This window comes from Porphyromonadaceae bacterium W3.11 (assembly GCA_030434245.1).
Lineage (GTDB): Bacteria > Bacteroidota > Bacteroidia > Bacteroidales > Porphyromonadaceae > Porphyromonas_A.
The window spans coordinates 330144-344439 of the sequence record JAUISX010000001.1 but is presented as its reverse complement, the minus strand read 5'-3'; the positions used below and the strand labels follow the sequence as shown (position 1 = coordinate 344439).

Genomic DNA, 14296 nt, shown 5'->3' with positions numbered 1-14296 from the left:
TTATGCAGCTGTGTGAGTGGGGAGGTATAAAGAAAGCCCAATGAAGTGGATGCTTCATTGGGCTTTCTTTTGCTATGATATGAGGAACTGGTTAGGTGAGGTAGGCCTCTAGGAGGCGGACTTGGAGTGGGGAAAAGTAACGTTTGCGTGGGTTCCATCCGGTGAGGGCTAGAGCTTCACTCAGGACGGGGTGCTCTCGGATCTCCTTCCGGAGGGCACGTGAGGCACTCTGAGGGGTGATGCCCTCAAAGTAGCTGATGGCTACCTCTTGGACGGTCATCATACGTTCTTCTTGTCCAGCTTTTCGAGGAAGAGACTGGATGAGTCGGTGCAGCTGCTGGAGCTGCGTTTCTTGTGTTTGTGTTCTTTTTATTTCCATAATATCATTATGAGAGCGATGCTTCGTTTAGCATTCGATATTAAATATATGAGTGTTCTGAAGGGTATTCACATCTCTTATTTCTGAACTGAATTGGGCAATCAAATGGGGTTCATTCTGGTCCTCAAAGGGTTGTGAATGGTCAAGAAAAGAGGGTTGCATTTGTTCCTCTTTTCATTTGCAAACATACCTATAATATTTCTAATTATACGAATTATATTACTGATAAATGTTATCATTGTATTTTCGTGAATAACCACTTTTTGATTTTTAAATGGGTAAGAGATAATAATAATCTTTAGGTGACTTTAGTGGCTATTAGTAAGCACTATTGAATACTTTTAATCATTGTTGAATGGGGTGTGCGTCTGCTGTTGGTACCTTTGCATTGCAGACGAGGAGAGATACTTCCGGAGCATGATGTACATCAGTCACTCCTTGTTAGTTATGATATTTTATTTTTATGTTTTATCGAAAAAAGTTATTTTATTTTTATGGCTATTGTTTATAAAGTTTACGAGAGAGAGAATAAGCTACCTACAGCTAAGAATAAGACCATGGCTGTAGCAGTACCTAAGCAGTTAGGAGTGATTAAGCTGAAGGAGCTAGCAGAGGACATTGCAGACCGCTGTACCGTGCATCGTGCCGATGTGTTAGCTGTGCTGGATGTGCTATCTGTATCGACCACCTCATTCCTGAATAAGGGCTTTGGCGTAGAGCTGGGCGGTCTGGGTCACTTTGGGATCCGTCTGAAGAGTAAGAGTGCTGCTAGTCGCGAGGAATTTAATCCCGAATTGATCAAAGGTGCAATGATTCGATACACGCCCAGTGTGGAGATGAAGTCGAAGATGGCACAGAGTAGCTTCACGAACTATGAAAGTTACTTTGGTCGTAAGCAAAAGAGTGAAGATGATGCCGCTCTTCCTGATAATGGTGCGGGTGAGCATGGCGATGGAGGTACTGAAGAAGGTGATACTGGGATCTAAATGAATTAGCCCCGACGCTAGTACCCAGTAAGTCTGTGAGTTGTTATCCCTGATCTTCTTGCTTTGCCAAATAAATGAGCTTTTGCTCAGATGGAGCTTTAAGAGGTGGACGTCCTCAGGGATTTTTCGAGATGGATTAGCTGGTATATGGCGTTGGTGCTAATCGTTATCTTCTTCTTAATTTATATGTAACCAAACTAATGATGTTTGGGAAGGTTTGAGACCGAAAGAAGTATTCGTCTCATCCATGTAAAGTGTGTGTTATGACCGTCCTGATTCACGACCATGAATGTGCCCTCATGGTGAAAGGGGCTCCCATTATGAGGTGTGGTGTGGTATAGCGTCAGGACGGTCTAATCTTTTTCCCATCTGTATAAAAGGGTGGGGTGTATTGAGAGAATTTTGCATGAGGTTAATCTATTGTGTTCTGCTTTCGGTAATTGAGGTAAGTCACGAGTCTGCCCCTATACCTAAGCGTACTGTATCTTATCTTATGCGTATTGCCAGCTCTAAGCTACGAGGTCTATAAATATGCGAGAATGAGGCGAAGTGCATTCATCTCAATGCATCCAGATAGTTTGAAAAACCAAAATAAATAAAGTGTAAGTGATGAAAAATATAGTAAATATGTATAGTGGCTACAGGGCTTTGGAGCCAGAGTATCAACCTAGATTAGTGAGACATAAAGAAGAACTGGTTAGGGCGAGGCGATTGGTGCGTATGCTCGTGATTCATTGTAGTGCCACCCGATGGTGTGAGCGTTACACACCTGAGCAACTGGTGCATGATCATTTGGAGAGAGGCTATAATGGTGCCGGTTATCACTACTATATAACACGGGAAGGAATGCTGTATGAGATGCGACCTGTGGAATACCCAGGTGCTCATGCCAAGGGGTATAATCGACACTCAATTGGTATCTGCTATGAGGGCGGTTTGGATAGGTCCGGTAATCCTGTGGATAGTCGTACAAGCGAACAGAAGCAGATGCTGAAGCAATTGATATGCGAGCTAAAACGGCTGTATGGTGATGTCCTGGTAATGGGGCATCGGGATTTGAGTCCTGACCTGAATGGTGATGGTCAAGTGACCCGAGAGGAGTGGATGAAGGCGTGTCCGTGCTTTGACGCCCGTGTCTATAATGCTTTGTCACCGTCAGGTGGCTTGAGAGCTTGAGAGGAGGTATAGGTGATGAAGAGTGTAGTGAGTAAGGCGGTGGCTGGATGGTTACCGCCTCCTTTTAACCCCCAGAGGTTTAGGCTCTGGGTGGCGAGTGTGCTAACGGTGTGTGGTATGGTGCTCCTCTTTATGGGCTTTTGGGTAAAGCCTATCGGTGAGATTCATCAGAGTATATTACTGGCGTATGGTGAGGTGATGACCTTTGTGGGGGCTTTGATAGGAATTGACTATGCAGCTAGAGAGCGTATGAAAGGAATGAGTGATGAGGAGTAGTGAGTGTATCGTACTAGGTCTGTTGTTATTGGTCTCTTGTAGTGGTAAGAAGCGGGTGATGAACGAGGCAGCCTTAGATGTCCGAAGAGTTGATGCTGTATCCATGCAGAGAGATTCGATGGTATGGGGGACTGATATTGATGAGGAGGAGCTGGTAGAAGTAGAGTGGTGGGGTGATGGGCGTGTAGAGAATTTGGTGGATTCGGTGGATATAACTGAGGATGTTGAAGCCAAGCATGGCGGGTATCGGATACGACGGACAATAGGTCGTCGTCAAAAAGAGAAAGCGGTGGAGCGAAGTGTGGATGCTTCAAGTCACGTAGAGGGCATTCGGACACAGAAAAAAGTAGAGCAGGAAGATCAGGTGGTGGAGCCTAGAGGGAAACGCTATCGGTTAGTGGTAGTGATGATCCTAGTGGTGATGACGACGATATTATGTGTCAGTATGCGGGAACGGATGAGGGGCTTTAAGAGGAGCTTTATATGAGTATGACCAGAGAGAAAGTGAGGGGTATGAGAGGGAAAAGGAGGGAGAATTTTTGTTATCAGCTTAAACTTTTTCTTTATCTTTACCCTTAATAACATTAGAAGTATAGACTATAAGAAGAGAATATATGAGTAATCTGAAGTATAAGTTAATTGCCTTTGATATTGATGGAACCCTTCTGGACGATAAGAAGCGGTTGCTGCCTAGTTCGTTTAACTCCATAATGGCTTTCCAAAAGCTGGGTGTAAAGGTGGTGTTGGCAAGTGGTCGTCCTACCTTTGGTTGTAAAAACTTGGTGGAACAATTGAAGATGGCTGAATATGGTGGATATGTAATCTCCTACAATGGAGGGAAGATCACATCCTGTGAAAGTGGAATGATACTGGGGCGTAGGACTATCTCTCTGGATTATCTTCCGAAGCTTTATGAGATGGTTAAGGAGGCAGGGTTGGAGATGATTACGTACACTAGGGGTGAAATGATCAGTGAGCGGGAGGATAGCACATTTGTGAAGACGCAGCGAGCCATCAATTGTGGGATGCCGATGCGATTAGTGCCTTCACTATTAGAGGGGGTGAAGAAGGAACCCTTTACTTATACGATTACTGGAGAGGTAGAAGAGATAAAACTCTTTGAAAAAGAGCTGGAGTCTGTCTTTGGAGATGTGCTTTCGTTTCATATCCTATATGATAACCTGCTAGAGGTTTTGCCTAAAGGAGTGAATAAGGGAAGCTCCCTCTCATTTTTGATGAAAGACCTAGGGTTGAGCAGAGAGGAAGTGATCGCTGTCGGTGATAGTCACAACGATCTTAGTATGATGGAGATTGCTGGAGTGGGTGTAGCGATGGCTAACGCTTCTGAGGCGATCAAGCGTAGTGCTGACTATATTACGAAAAGTAATAATGAGGATGGTATCTTCCACTTTCTGAATAAGTATATCCTCAATGCCAAAGAGATAGATCCTAAGCTATTGGATCTGGATTTGATGAATGAGATGATGCACAATACCCTCATGGGCACATTGGGCATCAAGTGTACTAAGATAGAGCCTGGATATGTAGAAGCAACGATGCCTGTAGATGAGCATACTCAACAGCCGATGGGTATTCTTCATGGTGGAGCGACCTTGGCAATGGCTGAGACTGTGGCAGGGTATGGCTCTACTCTATTACTAAATCCTGGTGAGATCCTCGTGGGGATGCAGGTAAGCGGTAACCATGTGCACTCTGCTCATGTGGGTGATACGGTAACGGCGGTCGGGAAGATTATTCATCAAGGAAAATCGTCTCATGTATGGAATGTTGATGTCTTCACCAGTCTGGGTAAGCTGGTATCCTCTATAAGAGTGGTGAATAGTATTCTTAATAAGAGATAGAGCCAGCTACTTTATGGGTGGTTTTTGATAGGCTTTTCTCAATTTATTAGGGATGAAAGAAAAAGGATTTGATGATATGTAAGGGGGATTGTTTTTATTTTCTTAACTTTGTGTACCATTTCTGATAGAGGAAGGGCGTAGCACAATTTTATTCTAAGTTTATGGCAAGAAATATACTGGTAACGGGTGGGACAGGATATATAGGTTCGCATACCGTGGTGGAGCTACAGCAGGCAGGTTATGAGGTGGTTATCGTGGATAATCTCTCAAATTCTGAACTGTCAGTACTGGATGGTATTGAGGCCATCACTAAGAAACGACCACTTTTTTATGAAGTGGACTGTAATGATATGCCTAAGATGAAGGATATCTTCAAGATCCACGATGGGTTTGATGGTGTGATTCACTTTGCTGCCAGTAAGGCTGTAGGAGAGTCTGTAGAGAAGCCATTGGAGTACTATCGTAATAATATAGTATCCCTTCTGAATATCCTAGAGTTGATGGGTAAGTCTAAGTCAAAGGCTCTGGTCTTTTCATCCTCATGTACTGTGTATGGACAGCCAGACGAATTACCTGTGACTGAAGATGCTCCGATCCTTCCGGCTCTATCGCCTTATGGTAACACTAAGCAGATCAATGAAGAGATTATTCGCGATGCCATCCACTCAGGGGTGCCATATCGTGCGATATTGCTTCGTTACTTCAATCCGATAGGTGCCCATCCGTCAGCCATGATTGGTGAGCTACCTTTGGGCGTGCCACAAAATCTCATCCCTTATCTAACCCAAACAGCTGCGGGTATCCGAAAGGAGCTAACAGTCTTTGGGGATAATTATGATACCCCTGATGGCTCATGTATCCGTGATTATATCCATGTAGTGGACTTGGCTAAAGCCCATGTGGTGGCACTGGATAGGATGCTAGATGGTAAGAGTGAAGAGATGGTGGAGGTCTTCAATATCGGTACGGGCAAGGGGTCAAGCGTATTGGAACTGATCCATACGTTTGAAAGAGCTACCGGCGTGTCAGTACCGCATAAGATAGGTGATAGGCGAGAAGGAGATATAGAGCAGGTGTGGGCTGACCCCACTCGTGCTAATGAGATATTGGGGTGGAAAGCGACTTCGACATTGGAGGAGACCCTGAGCTCTGCTTGGAAGTGGCAAGAGAAGCTATCAAGAGAAATTTAATTAATTACAATTTAATATATAACTACTACTAATATGCTTTCTAATGATTTCGTGGTTTGTGCGGGTACAAACAGTCAATACTTGGCTGAGGAGATTTGCTCAAGCCTAAATTGTGAAATGGGTAAAATGCGAGTAGATCGCTTTGCTGATGGTGAATTTTCGGTTTATTACGAAGAATCTATCCGTGGTAAAGATGTATTCTTGGTGCAGTCCACATTTCCCAATACTGACAACCTCATGGAACTACTGCTGATGATAGATGCAGCAAAGCGTGCGAGTGCACATTACATCACTGCAGTAATCCCATACTTTGGCTGGGCAAGACAAGACCGTAAGGATAAGCCACGTGTCTCTATCGGGGCTAAGTTGGTAGCTGATATGCTACAGACTGCTGGGATCTCTCGCTTGATTACGATGGACTTACATGCGGATCAGATCCAAGGCTTCTTCAATCTTCCCGTGGATCACTTGTATGCCTCAAATGTATTCATTGATTACATCAAGGAGCAGATGGAGAAGGGTGAGATAGCTCATGAAAATCTAGTTTTTGCAACCCCTGATGTTGGTGGTACTAAGCGTGCGAACACTTATGCGAAGTTATTTGGAGTCCCTCTAGTGATATGCCATAAGCTTCGTTTGAGAGCGAATGTGGTAGCAGAAATGCGTATCATCGGTGATGTGGAGGGTAAGGATGTTATTCTAGTTGATGATATCGTAGATACTGCTGGTACGATGACCAAGGCGGCAAACCTGATGATGGAGAATGGAGCTAAGTCTGTGCGTGCTATTGCCAGTCATGCTGTGATGAGTGATCCTGCTACCTCTAGGATAGAGCAGAGCTCCCTTAAGGAGATGATATTCAGTAACTCTATTCCATACCATAAGGGTGGAAAGAATATCAAGACCCTTACTGTGGCTCCTATGATTGCTGAAGCTATCCGCCGTGTGAATGACCACGAATCTATCAGCGACCTCTATACACTTTAATCCAGTTGTTGGATGAGATTGAAAAATAACAGAGTATGATTAGCTTGGATAAGGGAGAGGGTGTTCGGTCTAGGCTATAGCTACAGTCTTTTGGGCTGGTAACAGCAACGATGTGGTCCTCTGATGTTTCCTAAGTGTATTGATGTAGCATAAATATAAGGATTTATTTGGCTAAGAAGAATATTAAAAGTAAGACTCAGCTCCCTGCGGTATCTATTCCAGAGGTGAGGCTGAGTCTTTTTCGTACAGCTCTAACGAATTGGTTTAAGCTGTATGGTAGGGCCTTGCCTTGGCGAGAGACGAAAGATCCATATAGGATATGGCTCTCAGAGGTCATTCTACAGCAGACTCAGGTGGTGCAGGGTTGGGATTATTATTTGCGATTTATCGAGAGGTATCCCACTGTAAGCGATCTAGCAGCAGCTCCAGAGGATGAGGTCATGCTGATGTGGCAGGGACTCGGTTATTATAGTCGTGCGCTGAATCTACATCACGCAGCAAAACAAATAGTAGAATCACATGGGGGGATTTTCCCCACCGAGTCAAAAGATGTGGCGAATCTCAAAGGAGTAGGCGCCTACACGACTGCTGCCATAATGAGTATAGCTTATGATCAGCCTTTTGCGGTCGTGGACGGTAATGTTTATCGTGTCCTCAGTCGTGTGGGGGCTTATGAAGTGCCTATCGATGAAACTTATGGTCAGAAGTTTTATCGAGAGTTAGCAGATTTATACCTAGATAAAGAAGATCCATCACTTTATAACCAAGCGATCATGGATCTTGGGGCTATGATTTGCAAACCACGAACCCCCTCTTGTGACGAATGCCCCATTGCCAAATATTGTGAAAGCTGTAATAATCTAGAGCTGACCTCATTGCTTCCGATTAAATCAAAGAGTACTAAGGTGACTCCTCTATTCATGGATTACTTCCTGCTGATAGATGGCGACTACTTTTATGTCGAGGAGCGTGATAAGAAAGGCATTTGGAAGGGTTTATATCAATTACCTCTAGTGGAAAGCTTGGAGCGTAATATGACGCCTAGTGAGGTGGAGGAGAGGCTAGATAACAAAGCTAGAGTGCTAGAGCACGTTGATCTGTCACCTCATCGACTGACTCATCGCCTTATTAGCATCTGTGTGCATGTTTCTGAACTCCTTTCTACTGAGCTGGAGGGCAAGTATCAGAAACATCTCATTAGAGAGCATGATAAGCTCGCATTTCCTAAGCCCCTTCGGCAATTTTTGGACAACTATTTCCCTAAATAATGTTGTAGAAAGCATCCGCTGAGAGGTGGCACGATGGATAGAATAGAAGAGCTCCGAAGTTTACAACGAAATGAGTGTTGTTAAGGCCTTTGCCCAATCTCTAATTCTTACTAAATGTGGAGTGCGATATATCGCAGTATATCGCGAAGGTGCCGCATGATTAAGTCGCAATGGTCAAATATGAGGTGGTCCATAAAGTAGTAGTTGTTATGGATATTTATAGAAAAGCTATCTATTTTAATAGATTAGAGTGATTACTGTATAAGCGGACTTTTGCTGCTCTCCTTGGATTTCATTATTTTTGTAGAATGAATTTGATCATTAATATTGAGTAGATGGGAAAGGTAATAGCAATATCGAATCAGAAAGGTGGGGTTGGCAAAACTACTACCACGATAAACCTGGCAGCTTCGCTTACAGCCTTAGAGAAAAAAGTATTGATCATAGATGCTGACCCTCAGGCTAATGCTACCAGTGGTCTTGGGGTACAGGCCACCTCTCCTGATGTGTCAATCTATAATTGTCTTCTTGGGGAAGCTGATCCGAGAGAGTGTCTTGTCGAGACCTCAGTGGAGGGGTTGATGATTTTGCCTTCACATGGTGATCTTGCTGGAGCTGAGGTGGAACTGGTGCGATTCCCACAGAGGGAATTCGTCATGAAGAAGGTGACTGATCAGCTTAAGGATGATTATGATTTTATTCTTATTGATTGTTCGCCCAGCTTGGGATTAACCACGGTAGCAGTTCTTACTGCTGCGGACTCTGTTATTATCCCAGTCCAATGTGAATATTTTGCATTGGAGGGTATTAGCAAACTTCTGACGACTCTGCAAGTCATCAAGAAGCGTCTCAATCCAGATATTGAGATTGAAGGCTTTCTGATGACGATGTATGATGCCCGAACCCGACACTCTAATCAAGTATATGAAGAGGTGAAGAAACACTTCAAAAACCTAGTATTTACGAGTGTTATTCATAGGAATGTAAGACTTAGTGAAGCACCAAGCTTTGGGAAGTCTGTTTTGGATTTTGACCTAGATAGTAGGGGAAGTCAAAACTATCTGCAGCTTGGCAAAGAGTTGTTGGAGAAGAATAATAAAAAATGATTGCTTATAGCGTATCCATTCTGAATACGCCGAAGATGTATTAATCTATTGTACAGTTATAAATGGGAAATGTTGCTATGGGAAAGAATTCAAGGAGGTCTTTAGGGCGTGGGTTGGATGCTTTAATATCAACTGATGTTGATATCGAGACCCAGGGGTCGTCCTCTATAAATGAAGTCCCTATTCAAGATATTACACCTAATGAGGATCAGCCTCGAACTGACTTTGATGAGGAGTCATTGAGAGAGTTGGCGTCCTCTATTGAGCATATTGGCTTGGTGCAGCCTATCACGGTCTATGAACTTCCCGAGAAAGAGGGGAAATATCGTATCATAAGCGGTGAGCGTAGATATAGAGCTGCTAAGCTGGCTGGACTCGAGACTATGCCTGCTTATATCCGTACTCCTGCTGATGAGCAGATTATGGAGATGGCACTCATTGAGAATATTCAGCGTGAGGATCTGAATGCGATAGAGATAGCTCTTGCCTTCAAAAACCTACTTGATCATAACAATCTTACACAAGATGAACTGAGTCGTAGAGTCGGTAAGAAGAGGGCTACAATTTCTAATTACATTAGACTGCTAAGACTCCCAGCCGAAATACAGATGGCTCTAAAGAATGGTAAGATCTCAATGGGTCATGCTAGATCTCTTCTATCTATAGAGGATCCTGAACTTCAACTGGCTTTTTATGAGCAGATCCTTAAGGATGCGTTATCTGTGCGTCAGGTTGAACAACTGGTAAAAGACTATAATCAAGGTGACGAGAGTACTAGTGATAATCGCCCTAAGAGGAGAGCTAAGAGGACTAATGAAGCCTTTGACCTTTTGAGCAATAGGTTTAGTTCTCTATTTGATACAAAGGTCTCCTTTACATGCAATGACGAGGGTAAGGGCAAAATAACTATTCCATTTGAATCTGCTGATCAGATGGAGAAAATCATCTCTTTGCTTGATAGACTATGAAGCTCCGTATGAGAAAAGTAGTCCTCGCTTTTATTTTCATATTGATGTCGCTAGCCCTATCCAGTGCCATGGAGTCCTTGGATGATGCGACCACAGACGAGTTGGCGAGCACATTCTTATCTATGCCTTCTCTAAGAGATACTATCGACATTGTCGAGAATGATAGTGTCTTGTTGGAAGCTCAGAAGAAAGAAGTAGAGGTTGCGACTAAGACAGTTACCAAGAGAAAGCCTTACGAACTGAACTCTACGAAGGCAGTCCTTTTCTCTATCATTCCTGGAGGCGGACAGATATATAATAGGAAGTATTGGAAAATTCCTATCATTATCGGTGCTTACACTGCGTGTTACTATGCCATATCATGGAATAATGCTAACCTTCAGGAATACACTACAGCCTTCAAGGAGATTAAGAGTGATAGACCTATGGATTTTGACACATGGAAAGACTTTCTGCCTTACAATGCAAATCCTGAAGATTATATTAATAATACATCCTTTCATGATCAATTGAAGAGAGGGCGTGACTACTTTAGACGCTACCGTGATATGAGTATTATCATATCGGTGGCTGTATATGCCCTAGTAATGATCGATTCATATGTTGATGCAGAGTTGCATAACTTTGATATCTCTCCTGACCTCTCACTGTCATACGCACCAGCTGTTATCCCGTCTCCATCTCCTATAACACAGGCTAATGGATATGGACTCCATATTGCGTTGACGTTTTAAGTGTAATAAATTTTTATGAAGATATACAGAAAGCTATCGCTAACCCTAACCATTTATATATTATTTAATCTTATAAGCTTCAATATAGCATTCGCTCAAAGTGATTCTATAAGAACCCAAGACGAACCCTACATCGAAGATTTGGGGCGGTTACCAGAAAGCTTTGATATGGCTCTCGATACCTTGCTTAATAAAAGATATCGAGATTATTACTCTCTGTCTAGAAAAAGAAGAGAGGTGACTTGTGAAGATATTCATAATAAAGATAAGCTATATAGAGGTAGGATACAAGCAATGGAGAGTGCCATTCCACTCACATATAATCCGATTGTTCGTGATGCAATAGACCTTTATGTCAATAAACGGAGTAACTTGCTAAGTAATATGTTAGCTAAGTCTGCCTATTACTTCCCCATTATTGAGGATGTCTTAGATAGACACAACCTACCTCTCGAATTAAAATACTTAGCGATTGTCGAAAGTGCACTAAATCCTACCGCAGTCAGTAGGATGGGGGCGACAGGACTTTGGCAATTCATGTTGCGTACTGGTAAGGTTTATGGTCTGCACATAGATAGTTTGATTGATGAGCGTAGAGACCCTCAAAAGAGTTCGGAGGCGATGTGCAAGTATTTTGAAGATATGTACGCTCTATATGGTGATTGGCTTCTGTCGATAGCAGCTTATAACTGTGGTCCAGGGAACGTCAATAAAGCGATCAGAAGAGCAGGAGGGAGTAAAGACTTTTGGGTCATCTACCCATATCTCCCTCGCGAGACACGAGCATACGTCCCCTTCTTCATCGCTGCGTTTTACTCCATGGAGCATTATCGCGAGCATGATATCCGTCCAAATATGATACATGTACCGCTTGCTGTAGATACGATACATATCAATACAAGGCAAAACTTTGCAGACCTTAGTCGATATTCTAAGGTAGATATAAACGTTATAAGGGAGTTGAATCCGAAGTATAAGAGAGAAATTGTACCGGGAAATACAGCTACTCAGGTCCTCATCCTTCCGGCTTCTGATGCGATAGAATTTAGTACCAAAAAGGATTCACTCATAGCTGCTGTTGCAAAGGACCCAGAGATTGCTCCTAGTCGCGTTGAGAATATAGTTCATAGAGTATCACGTGGAGAGACCCTCTCTAGGATTGCACACCGCTATGGGGTGACCATTAGTGATATCAAGGAGTGGAATAACTTGCGTAGCAATAGACTCAGTGTCGGGCAAGTATTGACCCTAGAGCTAAGTGATAGTAAGGGAGCTTCTCAAATAGATAGAAGTAGTGATGCTCAGTCCGAAAAAAGATCTGTAGCCAAAGAACAAACACGATACCACAAAGTAAGAAGAGGAGAAACTTTATCCAGTATAGCAAAGAAATATCGTAGCGTCTCCGTGTCAGACATCAAGCGTGCAAATAACTTGAAGTCTGACAGGATTAAGCCAGGTCAGCGTCTACGCATTCCCAATTAATTACTTTCGAACATAGTGAGGCATCTCAGAAGGGATCACCATTGACAGCTCAATGAATCCCATATACTCCCCCTCTTCGTACCAAGGGATTTGATATATGAGTTTCTTTCGACCTTTCTTATCTATGGTATAGACGTGCTTTTCTTGGTTGTCCATCATACTCTTTAGCATAGATCGAGCTGGTTCAGGGTGACAGTCTAAGACTTGTTGACCTATCAATTCTTGTCCTGGCTTAAGATTTACTTCACGGCTCTGTTTGTTCATCTCTATGATCTTACCATCCTTATCACAAATGGTAATAGCTACATCTGCTTCATCAAAATACTTTATCATAATCTATTATTGCTATTGTTAGTGAATCCTATTGAGATTGCAAACATACTCAAATATTCACTTTAATGCTGTGATAATAGACCGAAGTGTATAGCAGTGACGAATTAGAGCTTTAGATAAAAGGTTACTCTTCATATCATTAGTAGATAGACTATCTCAAAGTACTCATAGAATATTTTGAAGGTACCGATACAATATTTTCTGGGAGTCTTTTAGAAAAATACAAGAATGGCTTTCATTCACACATTCTAAAAAACAAGTGTGATGAAAGCCATTGACGTATAAATATTACTACCGAAGTCACCTACCACTAGGTATCTTCTTACTACGTGGGAGGATTAAGAAGGGAATAAAGGCAAATAATCCAGCCAAAAGTATTAGTACGCTCTTAATGGTGAGTGCCTGTCTTTCTTCACGCTTATAAAAGAGTGCAGAATAGAGCACGGCTAAGCAGAGCCCTAAAGGCAATGCATTGAATGAAAAAGCCTTCAGAGAAGGGCGGAAATAGGTATGCTTAATCGAAGTAAATGAGAGCTGCCAAGGGAAGCTGTACTGAGCTACTTTCTCCTGCAGTTCTGGTTTCTTCGGGAAGGTATGAGTCGCTACAGACTTCATACTCTTACGCTCCAAGGCTTCGTAAGTGGTACCCTTCGCATCTCTCCTTAGAGTAGTCCAAAAGAAGTCATTTCCAAAAATGGTTAATTCATCCTTCTTCAAATCAATTGGCGGTAGCCCAGTCTTAATAATGCCATAATCTGGAGCTGATAAAAGATAGAAGTAGCCTTCTTTATCAAAAAGAAAAGCAAAGGTTTCTCTCGCATCATACTCCGTGACAAATATATGTTCAAAGACTATTCCCTTAGGATGATCTATTCTTCGGACATAAGGTGCTGCATCTACCTGTTTTAAGTGAAACAGTTGGTCATCAGCATCCACGAAGAAATACCCCTCATCATAGGACTTCCGATTGGTGGGGTTTCCAGCAGTATGCTTTATAGGGAAGTGAACCTTGGCATTATCCAAAGCATCTTGGAACAGAGCCGACTTCTCCTCATCGATAGTATTGCTTGTGAGATCTATAAATTCAATCCCATGGCTTGTCCATCTAAAGAGATCATCCGGCATCTCTAAGTCTACCCTTCGAGGTTTTGACTCCAAGAGTGGATAAAGTGGCACACTATTAGAGTTAATTTCCATAGGCCTACTACGAAACATGAACCCCTTTTCTCTCAATAAGTCAGCTGTTATAGGCCGCCCCATTATAGAGTCAGGCAAGCGGTTATCTACAGCAAGCTGACGGTAGTAAAATGAAGGAAGCAAGCTATCAAACTGATTTTCAGTATAATATTTACCCCTCCGATCATAGTACTTAATCTCATTTCCTTCTCCCGCATCTAATGATACAAAATCCTGTAGCACTTCACTATATAGGGTAAAGGGAGTATATCCTCTCTGTGGTATTATTAGACTATTAAGCCAAGGCAAAGCCCATGAGAGTAGAAGGACTGCGAGTATAAGATACAATGCTTTGTAAAAACGAGTCATATAA

Annotated in this window: 15 protein-coding genes; 12 read left to right on the top strand and 3 right to left on the bottom strand. The window is 42.7% G+C overall.

The window, feature by feature from the left end; genetic code table 11:
- Window positions 1-91 precede the first annotated feature (91 nt).
- Entirely contained in the window at window positions 92-379 is a 288-nt protein-coding gene (locus QYZ87_01385) for a DUF4248 domain-containing protein (GenBank protein MDN4753192.1), read from the bottom strand.
- A gap of 494 nt (window positions 380-873) precedes the next feature.
- On the opposite strand from QYZ87_01385, the gene QYZ87_01380 reads away from it, so the two are divergent.
- The 12 genes from QYZ87_01380 (at window position 874) to QYZ87_01325 (ending at window position 12414) form a co-directional block, all read left to right on the top strand.
- Complete coding sequence (locus tag QYZ87_01380) at window positions 874-1365, top strand: hypothetical protein (protein ID MDN4753191.1); 492 nt, start codon at window positions 874-876, stop codon at window positions 1363-1365.
- A gap of 609 nt (window positions 1366-1974) precedes the next feature.
- Entirely contained in the window at window positions 1975-2541 is a 567-nt protein-coding gene (locus QYZ87_01375; GenBank protein ID MDN4753190.1) for an N-acetylmuramoyl-L-alanine amidase, read from the top strand.
- Window positions 2542-2556: 15 nt separating this feature from the next.
- On the top strand, window positions 2557-2817 hold the full coding sequence (locus tag QYZ87_01370) for a hypothetical protein (GenBank protein ID MDN4753189.1): 261 nt from the start codon (window positions 2557-2559) through the stop codon (window positions 2815-2817).
- Window positions 2807-3304: a hypothetical protein gene (locus tag QYZ87_01365; protein MDN4753188.1), complete on the top strand. Its 498-nt coding sequence runs from the start codon at window positions 2807-2809 to the stop codon at window positions 3302-3304. Before QYZ87_01370 ends, QYZ87_01365 begins: the two co-directional genes overlap by 11 nt.
- 127 nt (window positions 3305-3431) lie before the next feature.
- Entirely contained in the window at window positions 3432-4679 is a 1248-nt protein-coding gene (locus tag QYZ87_01360) for a Cof-type HAD-IIB family hydrolase (GenBank protein ID MDN4753187.1), read from the top strand.
- A gap of 161 nt (window positions 4680-4840) precedes the next feature.
- Complete coding sequence (galE, locus tag QYZ87_01355) at window positions 4841-5869, top strand: UDP-glucose 4-epimerase GalE (GenBank protein MDN4753186.1); 1029 nt, start codon at window positions 4841-4843, stop codon at window positions 5867-5869.
- 33 nt (window positions 5870-5902) lie between these two features.
- Entirely contained in the window at window positions 5903-6856 is a 954-nt protein-coding gene (locus QYZ87_01350; GenBank protein MDN4753185.1) for a ribose-phosphate pyrophosphokinase, read from the top strand.
- Window positions 6857-7023: 167 nt separating this feature from the next.
- The gene (gene mutY, locus QYZ87_01345; protein MDN4753184.1) at window positions 7024-8124 is read left to right on the top strand and encodes an A/G-specific adenine glycosylase; all 1101 of its coding nucleotides are present in this window, start codon (window positions 7024-7026) and stop codon (window positions 8122-8124) included.
- Window positions 8125-8459: 335 nt separating this feature from the next.
- Entirely contained in the window at window positions 8460-9230 is a 771-nt protein-coding gene (locus QYZ87_01340; GenBank protein ID MDN4753183.1) for an AAA family ATPase, read from the top strand.
- A 77-nt stretch (window positions 9231-9307) separates the two neighbouring features.
- Window positions 9308-10198 (top strand): ParB/RepB/Spo0J family partition protein, encoded by an 891-nt coding sequence (locus QYZ87_01335; protein MDN4753182.1) that lies wholly within the window; start codon window positions 9308-9310, stop codon window positions 10196-10198.
- A gap of 8 nt (window positions 10199-10206) precedes the next feature.
- On the top strand, window positions 10207-10932 hold the full coding sequence (locus QYZ87_01330) for a DUF5683 domain-containing protein (GenBank protein MDN4753181.1): 726 nt from the start codon (window positions 10207-10209) through the stop codon (window positions 10930-10932).
- 15 nt (window positions 10933-10947) lie between these two features.
- A complete protein-coding gene (locus QYZ87_01325; GenBank protein MDN4753180.1) occupies window positions 10948-12414 on the top strand; it encodes a LysM peptidoglycan-binding domain-containing protein in 1467 nt (488 codons plus the stop codon).
- On the opposite strand, the gene QYZ87_01320 is transcribed toward QYZ87_01325, so the two are convergent.
- Both QYZ87_01320 and QYZ87_01315 read right to left on the bottom strand, forming a co-directional pair.
- Window positions 12415-12747 (bottom strand): PAS domain-containing protein, encoded by a 333-nt coding sequence (locus QYZ87_01320; GenBank protein MDN4753179.1) that lies wholly within the window; start codon window positions 12745-12747, stop codon window positions 12415-12417.
- 300 nt (window positions 12748-13047) lie between these two features.
- Complete coding sequence (locus QYZ87_01315) at window positions 13048-14292, bottom strand: DUF4857 domain-containing protein (GenBank protein MDN4753178.1); 1245 nt, start codon at window positions 14290-14292, stop codon at window positions 13048-13050.
- Window positions 14293-14296: the final 4 nt, after the last annotated feature.